Origin of the sequence: Vibrio sp. D420a (genome assembly GCF_030248625.1) — a bacterium.
Taxonomy (GTDB): Bacteria; Pseudomonadota; Gammaproteobacteria; order Enterobacterales; family Vibrionaceae; genus Vibrio; species Vibrio fortis_A.
Genome location: NZ_JAHGAN010000005.1, coordinates 1 through 19153, shown reverse-complemented (window position 1 = coordinate 19153; position 19153 = coordinate 1). Strand labels below are relative to the sequence as shown.

Genomic DNA, 19153 nt, shown 5'->3' with positions numbered 1-19153 from the left:
ACTTACTCCGAAAAGGTTGTATTCATTTGCTTCATCTTGAGAAGACGATACTTCTCAGCTTCAATTTGCAGTAATTTAAGCTCGTGTTCTGCTTGAGCTAACTCTTCTTCTCTCTTCCTCTCTCTCAATTCAAATTCGTATAAGCGCGAGCAATCCACTCTCTCTTCTCCACCAAATTGGAAGGTGATAGCAGCGTAGATACCCGCTTCATCTTGGTTTTGGTGGTAATAATTATTTGGATCGCCACCGTAATAGTTGTCGCTGTCTTCATTGCCCGTTGCACCATAAGTACCAAACTGAATGGTTTTACCGGTCGAAATGGCTTGCTCACATGACGCGCCTTCCGAAGTTCGAACACGGTCGGTTCCTGATGGATTGGAGACACTCGGAATCGGGTTAGCACTCGTCAATGCGGGGACAAATAACGTCAAAATCAATAAGAATATTCGCCTCATCATCAATACCTTTCGAATTTAATGTTAGTGCACACTTCATAGCTATTAGGTGAATCAGTAACCATTCTCGTACATATTTTTTTCTTGGTTTTCTGACCAGCTGGTGTCTTAACATTAATATTGAGTTCGATATCTTGATTTGGCCCCAAGCTCAATTTATTCGGAAAAGACTTATTATCGATTCGTAAGTAATAGTCCGCCTTTTTGTTGTACTTATTTATTAAAGTGAACTTAACTTCAGTTTTATCGGAATATGCTTGAAACTGTTTTTGATCCCACACATGTAAATTAGCCATAGCAGGCAGGCTCATTGTTAATAGAGCAGACAGAATTAATATGGTGGTTTTCATCTAGGTATAACCTCAATCAAATTGGTTACGGCTAGACTATTGGAGATAATTCCCGATCTTTTACCATTTTGCGCCACTCAATTATTTTATTTAGACAATGAGTATTTATTTACGCAGCAATGACACTGTCTTGAACAACCTCTAACAGGAGAGGGCAAAACAAACAGTAGAAGTGGGTTTTCTATGACAGAGAGATCGCTTCAAGAAGAAGAATGACGTCAGAAGTGGTTAGAAGTTTGGACAAGTGGTGATCTTGCCGCTTCAAATAAAACGGCAAGATCGTCTAATCAACAAAAGATCAAAGTAGTCGGCGTCTCAATCCTGTTCGCTCTAAAATGCGTGTTGAGATCTCCTCAACCGATAGTGAAGAGGTATTGATGTATGGGATCGCTTCACGACGAAAAAGCCCTTCTACCGTTTGCAACTCGTAAAGGCACTGCGAGTCACTCGCGTATTCACTTCCCGCTAGACGATTTTCACGAATCTCAGTTAAACGCTCTGCATCGATCGTCAAACCAAATAGCTTATGACGGTGGATCTCAAACTCAGGCAGGAGTCTCAATCTCGCAATGTCGTCATGGATGAATGGGTAGTTAGCCACACGCAATCCGAATTGCATTGCCATATAGAGGCTAGTTGGGGTCTTACCACTACGAGAGACACCAAGCAGAATAATATCAGCCTCTTCTAGTCCCCTTAGCGTAATTCCATCGTCATGCGCTAAGGTGTACTCGATCGCCGCAATACGATCGAAGTACTTATCAGAATCCTTGTTAACGCTACGCGAGCGCTGCAGCTTCGGTTTAGGTGCCATTTTGGTGTCGTCTTGCACTTTCTGCACAATACTCTCTAACACGTCATAACAGTGCGCAGGGGCCGCCAACAGCTTTTTCTTGATGTCTGGGATAACAATCGAGAAAAACACCAACGGTTCGTAACCTGTCTCTTGGTAGGAAATCTCGATCTCCTTGAGTAGGTCACTCAATTTGTCTTCGCTTTCCACAAACGGGAAGGTTTTTTCGTTAGCTTTGAAGGGAAATTGACCTAGAACAACGTGCCCTAAAGTCTCACATGTTATAGCCGTTCCATCAGAAACATAGAATACATCACGACTTTGAATATCAATTTGCATTTTTTATTTAATGTTTAAAATTATTTTGAGTAGGATGGACACCATAATATATATAACAAAAGCCTGCTGACTATTACGTTCCCCACAGGTTTGAAAAATTTTTAACATTTTTTTCAATTCTGACGTAATCGTTTGCCTTTAAATCCCTACAAAACTTGCTATGTTTCTGGAGAAATAAATGCAAAATAATACCCTATGGTTCAATGGCCTATCCATGGAAGATGTCGACAAGGTCGGCGGTAAGAACGCCTCACTCGGCGAGATGGTTTCTAACCTATCCAATGCTGGTGTTTCTGTACCAAATGGTTTTGCTACCACTTCTTATGCGTTTAACGAGTTCCTAGACTACAAAGGTCTTGATGAGCGCATTCACCAACTACTTGATGAACTTGATGTTGAAGACGTTGAAGCTCTGCGCAAGACAGGTGCAACGATTCGCCAATGGGTTCTTGAAGCCCCTTTCCCAGAATCCCTAGAGCAAGACATCCGCGATAACTACCGTGAGCTAATCGAAGGCAATGAAGAATTGTCTGTAGCTGTTCGTTCATCGGCTACGGCGGAAGATCTTCCTGATGCTTCGTTTGCTGGTCAACAAGAGACCTTCCTAAACGTTAAAGGCATCGATGCTGTTCTAGAAGCAACAAAACACGTATACGCGTCTCTGTTTAACGACCGCGCTATCTCTTACCGTGTACACCAAGGCTTTGACCACCGTGGTATCTCGCTTTCTGCGGGCATCCAACGCATGGTTCGCTCAGACAAGGCCTCTTCAGGAGTCATGTTCACCCTTGATACAGAATCAGGCTTCGATCAAGTGGTATTCATCACTTCATCTTGGGGTCTTGGTGAAATGGTCGTTCAAGGTGCAGTGAACCCAGATGAGTTCTACGTTCACAAGCCGATGCTTGAAGCGGGTCAGTACCCTATCGTTAAGAAAACGTTCGGTTCTAAGCTGATTAAGATGATCTACTCAACTAACCAAGAGATCGGTAAGCAAGTTGATATCATCGACACAGATACTCAAGAGCGTAACGAGTTCTCACTGAACGATGAAGAGATCAAAGAGCTAGCAAAACAAGCGATGATCATCGAGAAGCACTACCAACGTCCAATGGATATTGAGTGGGCGAAAGATGGCATCGACGGCAAGCTTTACATTGTTCAAGCGCGTCCAGAGACCGTATGTTCTCAAAGCGAGCAAAACGTCATTGAGCGTTACGAACTAAGCAACAAAGCAGACGTAGCCGTTGAAGGTCGTGCTATCGGCCAACGTATCGGCTCTGGCCCTGTTCGTTTGGTTGATTCACTGGATCAAATGTCTTTGGTTCAAGAAGGTGACGTTCTAGTCACTGACATGACTGACCCAGACTGGGAACCAGTGATGAAGAAAGCTTCTGCGATTGTAACCAACCGTGGCGGTCGTACTTGTCACGCAGCAATCATCGCTCGTGAACTTGGCATCCCAGCCATTGTTGGTTGTGGTGACGCAACAAGCCGCCTAGAAGATGGTTCTACAGTGACGGTTTCGTGTGCAGAAGGTGAAACAGGTTACGTTTACCAAGGCGAACTAGATTTCGAAATCAAGCGCTCTGCTGTTGACGAACTACCATTACTTCCAACCAAAGTGATGATGAACGTAGGTAACCCTGATCGTGCATTCGACTTCGCTCAAATCCCGAACGAAGGTGTTGGTCTGGCTCGTCTAGAGTTCATCATCAACAAGATGATCGGTATTCACCCGAAAGCGCTACTTAACTTTGATGCACAGAGTGATGAGCTTAAAGCTGAAATCACTGAGCGTATCCGTGGCTACAAAGATCCTATCGATTTCTACGTAAGCAAGCTAACAGAGGGCATCGCGACTATCGCTTCTGCGTTCTGGCCTAAACGTGTGATCGTACGTATGTCTGACTTTAAGTCTAACGAATACAGCAACCTAGTCGGTGGTAAAGAGTTTGAACCGCATGAAGAGAACCCAATGCTGGGCTTCCGTGGTGCTTCTCGTTACATCTCTCCCGTATTCGAAGATTGCTTTGAGCTAGAAACTCAAGCGATCAAACGCGTACGCAACGAGATGGGTCTTAAGAACGTTGAAATCATGATTCCTTTCGTACGTACTCCGAGCGAAGCGGCATCGGTTATCGATCTTCTAGCGAAATTCAACCTACGTCGTGGCGACCAAGGTCTGAAAGTAATCATGATGTGTGAGCTGCCATCTAACGCAGTATTGGCTGAAGAGTTCTTGAAGTACTTCGATGGCTTCTCTATCGGCTCTAACGACATGACTCAGCTAACGCTTGGCCTTGACCGTGACTCTGGTGATGTTGCTCACCTATTTGATGAGCGTAACCCAGCCGTGAAAGCGATGCTGAAGATGGCAATCGATGCTGCAACCAAAGCAGGCAAATACGTAGGTATCTGTGGCCAAGGTCCATCGGATCACGATGACCTAGCTGAATGGTTAATGGAGCAAGGCATCAGCTCTGTATCTCTAAACCCAGATACGGTTATCGATACATGGTTGAAGTTAGGCAATGTTGCTAACAAATAACCTTCTCTAATCGAGAGATTAATAAAGCCAGTCATTATGACTGGCTTTTGTTTTTCAGCCGTTCCCTAGAAATAGTATCGAACCCCAACCCACGCTTCAGACTGCCAATCACTATCCAGATTCACACCATTTACGTCGATATCACCCTTGGTTAAATCGTAGCGAGTATTCAACCACCAAGTGCGAGCGCTGTTGATGGGTAGATATTACTTTTCAGCAAGCAGCTTCGCTGCAGAACGCATTAACGTTGGACCTTTGTTCTCACCAAAACCTGAGTGGTATGGATTGTTCGAGAACATCACGCCAACAAAGTCACGGTCTGGGTCGATGTAGATGAACTGACCCAGGTTGCCACTTTTCGCCATTGCACCATCATTGAAGATGAAGTCGAATTGATACGCGTTGTAGTCGGCTTTTTCATGGAAAGCGTGTAGAGAGCTCGTCTCTTTACTCGTACCAACAAAGGCTTTCGGATCGCCACTGTTACGGATGCGATCAATCACCGCTTGCGAAATCACAGGCTCTTCCGCCACAGCTTTCCAGCTTGGTGTGAACAAGGTGCCCCAACGCGCCATGTCTTCTACCGTTGTCGAAACCAAACCTACTGCGATTGCCATGCCGTCCGGCGTTAGATTGAACTGCATTGGTTGACGCGCATTCACCTTCGACCAAACGCGATCTTCAAACACTTCTGTCCAAGTTTTGTTTTCGATGTTCTCAGCAAGCTTCGTCAGCACCATGGTATTGATTGACGCATATCGGAAGTGATCACCTGCTTGTTCGCCATCCAGTTTTTGTGCCCCTTGAGCCACTTCCATCCATGTTTCCATTTCGCCTGTTTTTGCGCGAGGAGAGTTGAAAGATGCCGCAAAGAAGCGCACAACATCTGAGTCCGGGTTAAGGATTGATGCTAGCGTTTCTTCGTTATCGAGTGCCGTTGACATGTTTAATACTTGATGTACGGTGATGCCATCCCAGTTTGTGCCTTTAAGCTCAGACACGTAATGAGTAATAGATTTCTCTGGGTCGACTTTGCCTTCTTCCACCAGCATCGCAACCACGGCACCAACCGTTGTCTTGGCCGCTGAAGCCCATACGTGAGTATCTGTTGGGCTCATACCTGGGTACGCTTCATACACGATCTCGCCTTTATGAATCAGCATAAAACCTTGAGTTCTAAACTGCTCATCAGCAAGGTACTGCTCCATCGTCAGCTCACCTTTGGCAGCTGTTTCGACCGTTAGCTTCGCCAAACGAGGGTCGATATTCTTCACTAGCGGCTTGTAGTGCGCATTTGGCGCAGCTAGAGCAGTCGGAAGAAACTCCCCCATGTGCATGTTGTAATAAACGCTGTGGTCACCACCCATCTGCCAATGGAAGTTGTTGAAGTTTTCACGCGCTGATTCCACAAACTCTGGGGTAAATGAATTCGCAGCGTCTTTGACGGTCAGTGTCACTTGAGCGCCTTCAACTTGAAGCGCCGCCTCAACTGGGTTTTGAGCTACTACATCTGATGCAATAGCTAATGATGAAACGGCCAGTGATGAAATAATTAGCGCAAGGGGTTTAAGTTTCATGTGCTTCTCCTCTTTGGGTTGAGAGGAGTATAAGGAGAGAGCACTAATCAAATTAGGTCATTTGGTGACATTTGAATATGACGACGCTATCTTTAGTGAGACACTTTATCGATAAGGGCTATGACCAACGTGAACAAGGCGACTGCCAGTACTACTAACATTCTGTTGAGCTCCACTAGCAATATTGTTCCTTACATTGAGTATTGTGATAAATGCTCACTTGATTGGCGCAACATTGCAACAGAGTGTGGCATACCTCTTGAATTGACTAAATCCAATCAATGGCTGCCAACTCAAGACCTAGTCCGCTTTATCGACCTACTTGAGCGCAAATTTGGTTACGCCATAGGTATTGAAGTCGGAATCAAAGCGACACTTAAACAACTATCTCCGGCTTTACATCAGAAGATTCAGCAATGTGATTCTCTTGAGCAGGCGATACGTTGTTTGGTGGTCGAGATTCAAAACCTTAGTAACCACATTACCATTTGGACTGAACACAAAGACGGTTTTTGGTGGCTTTGTCATCGCAGCTGTTATCACCCTTCAACAGCGGGATTTGAACAAGCTGAATGGTTTAGAACGCTCACTATAATCAGCCTATGCCGAATCTTTATCGAAGAGCGTTGGCAGCCTTCACATGCGAAGTTAGTCTCATCTAGCCAAAATGCCAATAAACTTCCTCACCACTTTCACTACTCCAACATACAGTTTCAACAACCGTATGGAGCTATTGTCATCCCACTCAATGAAGATTACCGACCGATAGCGGAAAAAACCGCATCGTTCGACTGGCATCATTCAGTCATCACTTTGATTAACACTTATGCCACTCTGCCATGGTTCAACATAGATTGGTTTGCTGAGATGCTCGGTATGACGAAACGAACCCTACAAAGGAATCTAAAAAGCCGTGACATTCTTTTTAAAGATGAGAAAGAGAAAGTGCGTTATAAAAGAGCGACACAGTTGTTAGAGCAGACCGACTTATCAGTACAAGAGATCAGTTGGCAAGTCGGCTACAGTGATCTAAGTAACTTCAATCGCGCCTTCAAAAAGTGGGCAGATGTCACTGCACCACAGTATCGACGCAATTATCGCAACACAGAATAGACAATACCGCGTATTGGTATCCGCAAGACATTACGCTATCCTTTAGCCAAATCTACATTGAACGGTGAACCGCCGTCCCCTCAATAATGCAAAGACTGATATGAATTCAACAACTGCGACACCCTCTCCTTCCCTGAGCAGGCAACTTTTCACCATGACCTGGCCGATGCTGTTCGGCGTACTATCACTGATGAGCTTCCAACTTGTAGACAGTGCTTTTATCGGTCAACTGGGTGTTTTGCCCCTTGCTGCTCAAGGCTTTACGCTACCAATACAGATGATCATCATCGGTATTCAAGTCGGGTTGGGGATCGCAACCACTGCTGTGATAGCTCGTGCAATTGGTGCAAAAAAGACACGCTATGCAAAACAACTGGGGGGACTGGTTGTTGCAATGGGCGGTGTGGGTATCGCGCTATTTTCGGTGATCATTTACCTAATACGCGGTCCTATTTTGCAGTTGTTGGACGCTCCAGAGTCGGTATTCCCAATCATTGATTCTTACTGGATCTACTGGCTCGTCAGCTCGTGGACAGGTGCAATGCTGTATTTCTTCTATAGCGTCTGTCGTGCCAATGGCAATACCATGCTTCCAGGTACTATGATGATCGCCACCAGTTTGATTAACCTTGTGCTCGATCCGATCTTCATTTTCACTCTGGACTTAGGCATCAATGGTGCGGCGATCGCAACGATCATCGCCTTTGGCGTGGGTATCCTGATTGTGGCACCTAAGGTTACCAAGAAACATTGGCTCACTTTCGATTGGCAAGACTTGGACATTAGCAAAAGTGTTCGATCAATTGGCCATATTATGGGACCTGCAATGATCAGCCAATTGCTACCCCCAGTATCCTCAATGTTGGCAACCAAACTACTAGCAAGTTACGGTACCGCTGCAGTTGCGGCTTGGGCATTGGGCTCACGCTTTGAGTTTTTCTCTATCGTCTCCGTTCTGGCTCTAACCATGTCGATGCCACCAATGGTTGGTCGAATGCTAGGTGAAAAAAACCTGACTGACATTCGCAGTTTAATCAAGATAGCCGCTACCTTTGTGCTTGGTTTTCAGGTCGTGATTGCACTCGTTACTTGGTTGTTCTCAAACGGATTAGCTGGGTTAATGACCACCGACAATGATGTAACAACAATCTTGAACTACCACCTAATGATTGTCCCAATCAGCCTTGGCCCTCTAGGTATTTGTATGTTGATGGTATCGGTATCAAACGCACTAGGTAAGTCGTATACCGCGCTGACAATTTCAGCTCTGCGTCTGTTTGCTTTCTTCTTACCTTGTTTATGGATTGGCTCTCAAGTCGCGGGAATTGAAGGTCTGTTCTGGGGCGCTATGGTGGGGAATATCTTTGCTGGTAGCTGCGCTTGGCTGATGTCTCAACGTGCTCTAAAACAAGTTGAGTTAAAGATGGCAACCGAATAATACGCTTAACCTTATTCACAATTATAAAGCAGCCACCTCGGCTGCTTTTTCATATCTAAGACTAAATCCCTGCCCTATCAATAGCGTTTTTTGAGAGTCCAAACGCTCTAAACTTCAATTTGATCACCTAACATTAGCCATCATTCCATTTATAGAACAAATGCATTCATATTATGTATTTAAGAAATAAATCGGTCTGTTTTTTCAGCGTTCATTAGAACTTGTCCTAGATCATTAAAGCCTTCAAAAACGCAATCTTTGGTTTTAAATAAATAAACTTTGATGTGGTTTACGAAATTAAACTCATATCTCCATTTTCTAGTGACCTTGTTCAAATATCATCCATAAGACCAGCTAAAAACAGAAAAATTGTTGGAATTTACATCACATTTTCTCGGTTTACAGAAGTTTACTCAAGATTGCTCAATTACCACTAAAGGAGTAGCTTTCAGTCATTGAGTTCAAAAATGTAAACCGAAATGATGAGTGTAAAACAAGTTCGATTCAGTGATGAAGATAGAGAGTGTTTGAGCAATTACTTTCGCTTAGCAGACACAATCGCCGACCTAATTGGTCCTTACTGCGAGGTGGTGATCCACTCTTTTGAAAGCCTCGAAAATTCAGTGGTCAAGATCGTCAACGGTCACCATACCGGCCGAGAAATCGGCTCGCCTATTACTGACTTAGGTTTACGTATGTGGAGCACATTCGAGAAAACTGGAGAAGTGTCGCCAAGAAGCTACTTCACCAACGCAGCAGATGGTTCTTTACTAAAATCAACGACATGCATACTAGCTGGTCCAAATAAAAAGCCGATTGGCATGCTTTGTATCAACATGAACTTGTCATTCCCATTTCCAGAGATCGTTAAGACCTTGATGCCTCAATGTAACGCGCCTCAGACCTTGGTAAGCGAAACATTCAGCAACAACGCCAACGATGTAATTCAACAGGCTCTCAGCGCCGCGATTCAAGAAGTCGATCAAGACGAAACCGTCTCACCAAAGGGCTACAACAAAGCCATTGTTCGCAACCTATTCGATAACGGTGTCTTTGAATTAAAAGAAACTACCACGCAAGTATCCGAACAACTTGGGATAAGCCGTCAGGCCGTCTACAAGTTTATCCGTGAATTTAAATCAGAATAAAAATTAATAAGTTAGGAGTTATATCGTGAAACAAATCATTACCACTGAACAAGCACCTGCGGCTATCGGTCCTTACTCTCAAGGAACGGCTTACGGAGAGATGGTTTACACCTCAGGCCAACTACCACTGGTACCTGAAACCATGCAGTTTGTTGAGGGCGGCATTAAAGAACAAGCTCGTCAGTCTCTAGAAAACTTAAAAGCCGTTCTAGAAGCAAGTGGGGCTGGCCTCGAGACAGTATTAAAGACGACGTGTTTCTTATCAGATATGGAGAACTTCGTTGCTTTTAATGAGGTATATACCGAAATGTTTGGCACCGAGAACGCACCTGCTCGCTCTTGTGTTGAAGCAGCAAGATTACCAAAAGACGCACTGGTTGAAGTTGAAGCCATCGCATACAAAAAATAATCGAATTTAATGGGGTCAATAGGAGATTCTCATGAGCGTTTCATTTTTAGGATTAAGCATACTGTTCTTCGGGTTCTACGCACTACTTTCGAACTTTAAAAAACAGAAAAAAAGTTTCAACTTCCGCGTACTAAGTGCGCTTGCTGCCGGCTTGTTGTTCGGTGGTGCAATTCAACTGGTGTTTGGTGTCGGCAATGCAGCAACGGCTGGTTTTGCTGAGCTGATTTCTGTGTTTGGTAAAGGCTACATCAAACTGCTACAAATGATCGTTATCCCGCTAGTATTCGTAGCGATGATCTCTTCGATCATGAACGTAGAAGGTGGTGGTGCCCTGTCACGCATCGCACCAAAAATCATCGGTATTCTACTTTTCACTTGTGCCATTTCAGCGGCAGTAGGTATCGCAAGCATTTACCTATTTGGTATCGATGCTAATGCGCTAGTGAGCACTATTGGCACCAACAGCGCTATCGAGGCACGTGGAAACTCATTAGTCGCAACACAAGACGCTATGGCAAGTAGCGGTTTGTCGGGTATGGCGTTGTCTATCATCCCAACCAACATTTTCGACATGCTGACTGGATCAGAGCGTACGTCAACACTATCGACAGTGCTGTTCGGTATGTTCCTTGGCTACTGTATCCTGCAAGTGAAAAACCGTAAGCCTGAGAAAGTGCAAAACTTCGTTGATTTCATCAACTCTGCAAAAGAAGTGGTGCTTTCAATGGTGCGTGAAATCTTAAAGCTGACGCCTTACGGTGTATTCGCTCTGATGACCACGTTCATGATGACCAACGACTTGTTCGCACTCGCTGAAATGGGTCGCTTCCTACTAGCAAGCTATGTAGCAATCGGTGTGATGTTCGCTATCCACTTCGTGATGGTATCTATGTTCGGTCTTTCTCCAGCGAAGTTCATGAAGAAAATCTGGCCTGTATTGGTGTTCGGCTTTGGTTCTCGCTCAAGCATGGCAGCTATCCCACTCAACGTTGAAACTCAAACTCAACGACTAGGTGTCGACGAAGAAACAGCAAACATGTCAGCGACATTCGGTACCAGTATCGGTCAAAACGGCTGTGCAGGCATCTACCCAGCAATGTTAGCCATCATGGCAGCACAAGTCATGGGCATGCCAGTTGACCTAGGCTTCATCCTACAGTTGATTGCAGTTATCGCGATTGCTTCATTCGGTATCGCAGGTGTTGGTGGCGGTGCAACGTTCGCAGCCGTCGCGGTACTTACCATCATGGGTCTAGACATTACGGTCGTCGCGATTCTGGTTTCTATTGAAGCACTAATCGATATGGCACGTACTGCGCTTAATATCTCAGGCTCTATGTTGTCTGGTGTTCTAACCGCGAAGAAGAATGGCTCGCTAAACACTGAACAATACAACGCTGACGCCACTGCTACAGTAACAAAAGAAGCAGCAGTGTAATTCTTAGCATTTATCAAGAGCACTCAACATGGGTGCTCTTTTGTCTCCCTGAATTCAGGTTTTTAGGTAGTAAATATGAAAGTTGTTGTTATAGGCGGTAGTGCTGCTGGTATGAGTTTCGCGGCAAAGTACAAACGTAATCAACCATCTGATGAGGTGATTGTCTTGGATAAGCGCAATTACATCTCGTTCGGAGCGTGTGGCTTGCCTTACTTCGCGGGTGGTATGTTTGATGACACCGAGCGGATGATTTCTCGAACGCCAGAACAGGCGATTAAATCTGGTTTAGACGTGCGTATTGAAACTGAAATGATCGCACTAGACCGCATTGAAAAGCAGATTAAAGTTCGTCACCAAGGAGAAGAAAGCACCATCGATTACGATATGTTGGTGATTGCGACGGGCGCGCGTCCAATAGTGCCATCATTCGGCGAGTTTAACCCAGAGCACGTATACACGCTAACCAGCATGGAAGATGGCTTGGCGGTAAAAGAAGCACTTAAGGACAACAGTAAACAACGCGTTTGCGTAATTGGTGGAGGCTTTATTGGGCTTGAGGTATTCGATGCCGCACATCTATTAGGTAAACAAGTGACCATCATTGAGCGTGAGCAGCACGTGATGAGCCGTCAATTTAGCCCAGAAATGATTGAAGTGGTAGAAGGTGCGATTCGTGAATCTGGCGCTGAGCTTAAAACGAGTTGCAGCGTGTCTGCTATTCGCGATTCAGAGCAAGGTGGTTACCTCATCGAAACCGACAACGGCAATATTGAGGCTGACGTGGTGATCATGTCACTTGGCTTTAAACCAAATACCGAAGCATTCGAATTACCAAAAGCTACCAACGGAGCGTTGTTGGTGAATGAATTCGGTGCCACTGAAGACGCTTATATCCACGCTGTCGGCGACTGTGCGGTCGTTCACCATATGGCTTTAGGGAAACCTGTTTATGTCCCACTCGCAACCACAGCGAACAAACAAGCGCGTATGATGGCAGACAAGTTGGCAGGAAAAGATACTTATATGGATGGCTTCCTTGGCTCATCTTGTTTGAAAGTGTTGGACTACGAACTAGCATGCACAGGCGTATCTGAACTTCTATCAAAAGAACACGGTTTAGATGTGAAGGTTTCAACCATTTCAGATAAAAACCAGACCGATTACTACCCAGGCCAAGAAGACATCAAAGTGAAGCTGGTTTACCACCCAGAGACCAAAGTTTTACTCGGTGGCGAGATTGTCGGTAAAAAAGGAGCCGTAGGCCGAATCAATGCGTTAGCTGTTGCGATCACAGCAAAGATGACCACCCAACAGCTCGGCTACATGGACTTCTGTTACGCACCACCGTTCTCACGAACTTGGGATGCACTAAACGTGGCAGGCAATGTAGCGAAGTAATGAAAGCTTAAGCCCTTCCGAGCTGGGCTCATCTCTGCTCTTTACCCAAAGCAGCCACCACAGGCTGCTTTTTTGTTTATCCGCGCTCAACAAAATGGGAACTATCAATTCGTGCCACAATCTGACTTAGTGCAATATTTGATCGAACTTTAAAAGCTTACAAACAACAAGTGATATATAATCACTAAGAAAATATAAAAATAAAATCAGTACTCTTATACGTCTTAGGCTAGGTAACTAAATATTCAATATGGATGCTATTCGCAAGGTTTATCAATATGCTGAACCAAACCTGACCCTTGTTGGGTGGATGGGCTTTGTCGGCTTCCCAGTCTATTACATAGTCTGGGAATTAATGTTTCCGCAGCCCTATGAAAACCTGCCATTGCGCGTGTTCTGCTCAACACTGTTCTTCGGCATCATATACCGACATCGCTTCCCATTTCGCTGGAGAAAGTACCTCCCTGCGTACTACCAAGTCGTCACAACAATATGCTTACCCGGCTTCTTCTTTTACATGTTACTGATGAACAGTTGGTCGAACGTGTGGGTAATGTCGTTCATGGCAGCAATATTCCTGCATATCCTGCTAGTTCACATCACCAAAGTCATGTTCGCTCAAACCTTTGCGGGAATTGGGTTAGCAAGCTTGTGTGCATGGGTAGCACAGGGGTTTCACCTTGATATCACCATGGACTGGACGCATGTTCCTATCTTCTTGTTCATCTATCTGTTCGGTAACTTGTTCTATGTTCGCAACCAAGTAGAACACGAAGCGAGAGTGTCTCTTGCTAAGTCTTTTGGTGCTGGTATTGCCCACGAAATGCGTAACCCACTCAGTGGTTTGCTCACTTCGATTGATGTTATTCAATCGATACTTCCTAATCCGAAGCAAGAACCACAAGGTCAATACACCTTAAAACACGACGACGTCGTATTACTTAAAAAAGTCAGCGACGATGCAATGAACATCATTCGCAGTGGTAACGAGACGATAGACCTTCTATTAACGTCAATTGACGAGAACCGTATATCACGGTCAACGTTTAAGAAACACTCAGCGAAAAATGTAGTGACCGAGGCGATCGAAAGCTTCAGTTACAAGCGCTCGACTGACAGAAAGGCTATCTCGTTAAATGTACAAGGTGATTTCGAATTTCTTGGTAGTGACACCTTATTCAAGTACGTGATGTATAACTTGTTTAAAAATGCTTTCCACCACCGTAGTTCGGATGAATTTCATATCCATGTCTCGATGTATAATGAGGGCAGGACCAACAGCGTGACAGTAACGGACAACGGCTCCGGCATCTCTAATGAGGTCATGCGTAATATTTTCCAAGACTTCTACACCACAGGTAAGTCGGGTAGCTACGGGTTGGGGTTACCATTTTGCCAGAAAGTTATGAAAGCTTTTGGTGGTGATATTCAGTGCCAGTCTGAACTCGGAGAATGGTCTCAGTTCACGCTTTCGTTCCCATTGATAGGTTCAAATACTGTGACCGAGATCCAGAATGACCTGACTAAACTGAAATCAGTATTAATGATTTGCGAACAAAACATTCTGACCACAAGAATGACCGAAATTAGCCGATTTATGGGCTTTGATTTAACTGTGATCAACCCAGCATCAGCGCTGGGTCGCAAAGAGTATGAATTTGAGTTTGATGTTATCTTTGTTGACGCTGAAGCACTCGTTAAACAACCCAAGCAGCTAAAAGCAATTGAGTCACTGCTGTCATTTACTGAGGCGCGAGTTGCTTACCTTTATGAACAATCAACAACCCAACAAATCGGCTCTATGCTACCTAACGTAAAATGGATAGAAACCCAAGCTTGGTTGCTCAATACAAAATCAACCGTCGACGGCCTGTTTTTCGATAGTGAAACACTGTCACCACATTCTAACTTCGAACCGCTTAAGACCTCTAAGAAAGGTACGATTATGGTGGTTGACGACAATGAGTCACTGCGCAGATTTACTGCAATGCTTATCGCCAAACAAGGCTTTGAAGTCATCGAAAAAGAAGACGGTCAGCAGGCGTTGGATGCCCTAGACAACAGTAATGTAGATCTAATCCTTATGGACATTGAGATGCCAGTCATGAATGGTGTTGAAGCATCTCGACGTATCCGAGGATCCAACAAAGCTTATTCAAAGATTCCTATCATTGCACACACGGGCGACAGTTCCCCAGTCACGCTTGAGCAGATTGGCGAATCAGGAATGTCCGACTTTATTGTTAAGCCCGCGGATAAAAACCGTCTGTTCGATAAGATTGCCAACTGGGTTTAAACACTTGAATAAGAGCTCAGTATTTCACTGAGCTCTATTTGTGTATTTACGACTACCCTATCTTAATTGAGTGCCGTTTTCGTCTACGCAAACTGTAGATCCTTGTGATTAAATGCCTGTTGGCACACCGTCAACACATGATCAATGTCGCTCATACTCAAGTCAGAATTCACGGAAAAGCGGATGATGTTGTTATTTTTCGCGGTTGCAGGCCGGCAAAATACCGCGCCAAACACATCGTTGTTTTCTAAGAAGTCTCTAACTCTTTCGGTGTTTCGTTCGCTCCCACATTCCAATGCAATAATCTGAGATTCACTGCGAATATTGAATCCTATCTTTGACAAGCCATTTTTCAGTAATGTAGAGCGCTCAAACAACCGCTCCCGTCTCTCGTCAGCACTTTTAATAACCTGCAGTGTCTTCTCTAAACGACTTACTTCCTCAGGCAACACCGTCGAGCTGAATATTGCAGGAAACGCGACAAAAGGCAGTGAATCTGCCATTGATTTCGGACCAAGAATAGCACCAGCCCGATAAGCGAAAGCTTTAGCCAAACTCACAGTCATAAAATCAACCTGCTCAGTCAGTCCGAGTTCATGCACCAGACCCGCTCCTTGCTTCCCATGGGTTCCTAGGGAATGGGACTCATCGACAATTAGTGCGCAGCCAAACTCTTGAGCCATTTCGTAGATGTCAGCGAGAGGTGCGACAGTACCAATCGTGCTGTAGACAGAGTCGACCACAATTACACCTGCTCCATGGCGTTGAAGCTGTTTGCGCAGATGGGTCATGTTGTTGTGTCGAAATGGGCGAGCAACCGCATTGGCGGCACGTATGCCCTCCCAGAGCGACATATGCGCATAGTGATCGATATAGACAGGTGTATTTTCAGCACATATCGTCTGCAATAAACCGACGTTCGCCGCCCAACCTGATTGAGACAACAAACAACTCTCCATTCCGACTAGCTCAGCTAGTTGTTGCTCAAACTCGGGTTTAGAGTCTTCATCTTGCAAAAAGATCGAAGACATAACGACGCTTTGACTATCATTTTTTATTGCGCCTCTATGCGCTTGCTGGATCTCTGGGTGATTCGACAAAGCTAAGTAGTCATTGCTTTGCATCACAACAGAACTCGGTCTTGGGCGCTGACCCAGTACCAAGTGCTTTTTGTTCATGTTCGGCGCAATCAGATCTTGAATAAAATAGTTAAGGCGTTCCTCAACAAAGGAAGGTAATGGTTTTGTTTTAGAATTATTACTCATAGTAAGTTCTCTTCGTAATACAGAAAAACGCCAGCGCTGACAGCTGTATATTGAAGAAAAAAACGCACCTGTTAAGTGGTGAGTTGCATATTTTTGCAGCGACTTGCAAACTCGGAATTTAAGGATTTAAGGAGGGGGAACAGTCATTAGGATTCGGGAATACACCCTTTACTCGGGTGTACTAAAAATCAAAGATTCACGATGTTTTTCAAGCTCGAAAAATGATGATGCTCACGCTGCGGTGTAACAACGTGAGCATTAATTCAAAGCATTTTCAGATAGTAAATTGGTTGAAGACTACTGGTCGAGCACACTGTTATGAGATATCAACAACCACCTTGCCGGTAACCTGACCGCTGGCTAAACGTTCGTGCGCAGCACCTGCTTCTTCTAATGTGAAGCGTTGACTATCGACAACCGGGGTAAGCTCGCCGGCTTCGACAATATCGGCAATAGCTTTTAAGATCTTGTGGTGCTCAGGTCGACCAACGTTGTGGATCATCGGGATCAACATGAACACAACATGCAGTGACAAGCCCTTTAGATGAACCATAGTGAGGTCGAGTTCATTCATCGAGACTGTTGTTGCGATCTGGCCATTAAGCATAGTCGCTTCAATGGAGTTATTGAGATTCAAACCACCAACCGAGTCAAACACCAAATCAAAACCAACACCATCAGTATGCTTGGCAACGTAATCTGCCACTGACTCGTTTCTGTAATCGATAGGAGTAGCGCCAAGCTTTGTAATCAGATCATTCTTGACACCCTGAGTACCGGTAGCATAAACATCCGTTCCGAAGTGTTTTGCCAATTGAAGTGCGATATGTCCAACACCACCTGCCCCACCATGTACAAGAACTTTCTGCCCAGCCGTGATACCAGCTCGCACCAGTCCTTCATAAGCAGTAATACCCACTAGTGGAATGGCAGCAGCTTCACGCATGGAGATATTCTTCGGCTTGTGAGCAACAAGATTGGCGTCAGCTAACATAAACTCTGCCAATGAGCCCTGTAAGTCCCCTAAACCGCCAGCACAGCCATATACCTCATCTCCAATCGCATAACCTGCAACACCTTCACCAACAGCTTCTATAGTGCCAGCAAAGTCCATACCGAGAACACCTGGTAATTGAGGATGGAAGGGAAGCGCTTCACCCATTTCACGTAGCATCATATCTACCGTGTTTACGCTAGAAGCCTCAACCTTAACCAATAGATGACCAACCTTAACCTCTGGCTTTTCAATATCTGCTACTTCAAATACCTCTGTACCGCCAAACTTACGAATCACTGTCGCTTTCATACCGTAGAACCCCTATCCATTGCTTTACGTTGTTTGTACGCAACTAGTATAGGCAGCACTGTGAGGTTTATAAGACGACAAGGCACAGAATCAGTTTTAAGTTTTTGTTAAGAATTGAGCATTTGGAGAGACAATCTTCGAATCTAATCGAAGTAAGGATTTAATGGAAAAGTAGAGATCTAAAAGAGCCGAAGCTAGCGTCTCTGGCTCTCAACAAATTTGTTTTGGCGGCATACCTAACGGGAAATTAAAGGATGGAAATATTTTATAAACGTTGGATTAAAAAGTAGGGAAGAGAGTAATCGAGTCACACTTCACGGCCAAGAAGATCATTAGTATATTTCGTTTAACAGGCTAATCGGACACTTCAAATAGACTACATCTACATTCAGCTTTTTCCCATTTTTATCTACGCCCTTCGTAATTAATTTAGTTACATTGCCTTCTGAAATCGTCATATTCAATGTAATGTTTACATCACTTAATCGAACATCGAGCCATCCTGATTTGGTTAACTTCGGACGTTCTCTTCGGCTACTCTTATTGAACTGTATAATACACTCATACATCTTTCCTAACACACCATTTTTTTTCAATCCAAATTCTTTCGCTTCCTGACTTGGCGCGATAGTAAATGATGTATTTCCGTCTACACCATGCAATACATCCTGAATAGGTAAACTCGTTATTTCTAGATAAGTATGATAGAAAAAAGCCAAAATATGGATGAACAGTACACATACAATCCAAGTGCTAACTTTCTTTCCTTTTATTTCCACTTTTCAAACCATACTTCGGGTGAATCATAACCTCTCCCCGACCATAGCTCTTCGAGGAGGCCTACCATAATCATAATAATTACAAACTGTTAGGTCGTAATTAAACAAAGAATTTTATAGGTTAACACCTCTTAGAAACATAAAGTGAAGCTAAAGTCGTGATAAAGACTGCAGAAATGAAAAAAGCCCGCTGATTTCTCAGCGGGCTTTTAAATGGTGGTGGAGGGATAGGGATTTGAACCCTAGAACCGCTATTAACGGTTGCCGGTTTTCAAGACCGGTGCTTTCGACCACTCAGCCATCCCTCCAACAAATTGTCATCAACAGATTAGTACACTGTTGAGGTTGTTATTTGCATAGCAAATAACCAAATCAAAGCCTGGCGATGTCCTACTCTCACATGGGGAAACCCCACACTACCATCGGCGCTATTGCGTTTCACTTCTGAGTTCGGCATGGAATCAGGTGGGTCCACAACGCTATGGTCGCCAAGCAAAT

The 19153-nt window shown here is 44.5% G+C and carries 14 protein-coding genes, 1 tRNA gene and 1 rRNA gene; 8 read left to right on the top strand and 8 right to left on the bottom strand.

Features of this window, described 5'->3' with window-relative positions:
* Positions 1 to 2 precede the first annotated feature (2 nt).
* Together KI743_RS05590 and KI743_RS05585 are read right to left on the bottom strand one after the other, a co-directional pair.
* Positions 3 to 458, bottom strand: a complete 456-nt coding sequence (locus KI743_RS05590; protein ID WP_050487356.1) for a hypothetical protein — start codon at positions 456 to 458, stop codon at positions 3 to 5.
* A gap of 645 nt (positions 459 to 1103) precedes the next feature.
* Positions 1104 to 1937, bottom strand: coding sequence for a pyruvate, water dikinase regulatory protein (locus KI743_RS05585; RefSeq protein WP_032550172.1), 834 nt, complete (start codon positions 1935 to 1937; stop codon positions 1104 to 1106).
* Positions 1938 to 2115: 178 nt separating this feature from the next.
* Here KI743_RS05585 and ppsA point away from each other — a divergent pair, with 178 nt between their 5' ends.
* Entirely contained in the window at positions 2116 to 4488 is a 2373-nt protein-coding gene (ppsA, locus tag KI743_RS05580) for a phosphoenolpyruvate synthase (RefSeq protein ID WP_285465505.1), read from the top strand.
* A gap of 206 nt (positions 4489 to 4694) precedes the next feature.
* Here the strand turns inward: ppsA and KI743_RS05575 are convergent, their stop codons facing one another.
* On the bottom strand, positions 4695 to 6065 hold the full coding sequence (locus KI743_RS05575) for a serine hydrolase (RefSeq protein ID WP_285465504.1): 1371 nt from the start codon (positions 6063 to 6065) through the stop codon (positions 4695 to 4697).
* Between the two features lie 120 nt (positions 6066 to 6185).
* On the opposite strand from KI743_RS05575, the gene KI743_RS05570 reads away from it, so the two are divergent.
* The 7 genes from KI743_RS05570 (at position 6186) to KI743_RS05540 (ending at position 15305) form a co-directional block, all read left to right on the top strand.
* Complete coding sequence (locus KI743_RS05570; protein WP_285465503.1) at positions 6186 to 7178, top strand: AraC family transcriptional regulator; 993 nt, start codon at positions 6186 to 6188, stop codon at positions 7176 to 7178.
* Positions 7179 to 7278: 100 nt separating this feature from the next.
* Positions 7279 to 8616 (top strand): MATE family efflux transporter, encoded by a 1338-nt coding sequence (locus KI743_RS05565; protein ID WP_285465502.1) that lies wholly within the window; start codon positions 7279 to 7281, stop codon positions 8614 to 8616.
* 479 nt (positions 8617 to 9095) lie between these two features.
* Complete coding sequence (locus KI743_RS05560; protein WP_285465501.1) at positions 9096 to 9764, top strand: transcriptional regulator; 669 nt, start codon at positions 9096 to 9098, stop codon at positions 9762 to 9764.
* Between the two features lie 25 nt (positions 9765 to 9789).
* Complete coding sequence (locus KI743_RS05555; RefSeq protein ID WP_285465500.1) at positions 9790 to 10173, top strand: RidA family protein; 384 nt, start codon at positions 9790 to 9792, stop codon at positions 10171 to 10173.
* 31 nt (positions 10174 to 10204) lie between these two features.
* Positions 10205 to 11611 carry a cation:dicarboxylate symporter family transporter gene (locus KI743_RS05550; RefSeq protein WP_285465499.1) on the top strand — a complete coding sequence of 469 codons (1407 nt, stop codon included), beginning with the start codon at positions 10205 to 10207 and terminating at the stop codon, positions 11609 to 11611.
* A 75-nt stretch (positions 11612 to 11686) separates the two neighbouring features.
* Positions 11687 to 13009 carry a CoA-disulfide reductase gene (locus KI743_RS05545; protein WP_285465498.1) on the top strand — a complete coding sequence of 441 codons (1323 nt, stop codon included), beginning with the start codon at positions 11687 to 11689 and terminating at the stop codon, positions 13007 to 13009.
* Positions 13010 to 13259: 250 nt separating this feature from the next.
* Positions 13260 to 15305: a hybrid sensor histidine kinase/response regulator gene (locus KI743_RS05540; RefSeq protein ID WP_285465497.1), complete on the top strand. Its 2046-nt coding sequence runs from the start codon at positions 13260 to 13262 to the stop codon at positions 15303 to 15305.
* An 83-nt stretch (positions 15306 to 15388) separates the two neighbouring features.
* Here KI743_RS05540 and cqsA read toward each other — a convergent pair whose 3' ends face one another.
* From cqsA to rrf, 5 genes are all read right to left on the bottom strand, one after another.
* On the bottom strand, positions 15389 to 16621 hold the full coding sequence (cqsA, locus tag KI743_RS05535) for an alpha-hydroxyketone-type quorum-sensing autoinducer synthase (protein WP_285465676.1): 1233 nt from the start codon (positions 16619 to 16621) through the stop codon (positions 15389 to 15391).
* 265 nt (positions 16622 to 16886) lie between these two features.
* The gene (locus KI743_RS05530; protein WP_285465496.1) at positions 16887 to 17876 is read right to left on the bottom strand and encodes a zinc-dependent alcohol dehydrogenase family protein; all 990 of its coding nucleotides are present in this window, start codon (positions 17874 to 17876) and stop codon (positions 16887 to 16889) included.
* A 332-nt stretch (positions 17877 to 18208) separates the two neighbouring features.
* A complete protein-coding gene (locus KI743_RS05525; protein WP_285465495.1) occupies positions 18209 to 18655 on the bottom strand; it encodes a hypothetical protein in 447 nt (148 codons plus the stop codon).
* A 217-nt stretch (positions 18656 to 18872) separates the two neighbouring features.
* Positions 18873 to 18963 (bottom strand) — tRNA-Ser (locus tag KI743_RS05520).
* 69 nt (positions 18964 to 19032) lie between these two features.
* Positions 19033 to 19148: ribosomal RNA gene (rrf, locus tag KI743_RS05515) — 5S ribosomal RNA — on the bottom strand.
* Positions 19149 to 19153 lie beyond the last annotated feature (5 nt).

Excerpts from the sequence above, each read along its gene's own strand:
- KI743_RS05590 (WP_050487356.1), bottom strand. The coding sequence starts at position 458 with ATGATGAGGCGAATATTCTTATTGATTTTGACGTTATTTGTCCCCGCA.
- KI743_RS05585 (WP_032550172.1), bottom strand. The coding sequence starts at position 1,937 with ATGCAAATTGATATTCAAAGTCGTGATGTATTCTATGTTTCTGATGGA.
- ppsA (WP_285465505.1), top strand. The coding sequence starts at position 2,116 with ATGCAAAATAATACCCTATGGTTCAATGGCCTATCCATGGAAGATGTC.
- KI743_RS05575 (WP_285465504.1), bottom strand. The coding sequence starts at position 6,065 with ATGAAACTTAAACCCCTTGCGCTAATTATTTCATCACTGGCCGTTTCA.
- KI743_RS05570 (WP_285465503.1), top strand. The coding sequence starts at position 6,186 with ATGACCAACGTGAACAAGGCGACTGCCAGTACTACTAACATTCTGTTG.
- KI743_RS05565 (WP_285465502.1), top strand. The coding sequence starts at position 7,279 with ATGAATTCAACAACTGCGACACCCTCTCCTTCCCTGAGCAGGCAACTT.
- KI743_RS05560 (WP_285465501.1), top strand. The coding sequence starts at position 9,096 with ATGATGAGTGTAAAACAAGTTCGATTCAGTGATGAAGATAGAGAGTGT.
- KI743_RS05550 (WP_285465499.1), top strand. The coding sequence starts at position 10,205 with ATGAGCGTTTCATTTTTAGGATTAAGCATACTGTTCTTCGGGTTCTAC.
- KI743_RS05545 (WP_285465498.1), top strand. The coding sequence starts at position 11,687 with ATGAAAGTTGTTGTTATAGGCGGTAGTGCTGCTGGTATGAGTTTCGCG.
- KI743_RS05540 (WP_285465497.1), top strand. The coding sequence starts at position 13,260 with ATGGATGCTATTCGCAAGGTTTATCAATATGCTGAACCAAACCTGACC.
- KI743_RS05530 (WP_285465496.1), bottom strand. The coding sequence starts at position 17,876 with ATGAAAGCGACAGTGATTCGTAAGTTTGGCGGTACAGAGGTATTTGAA.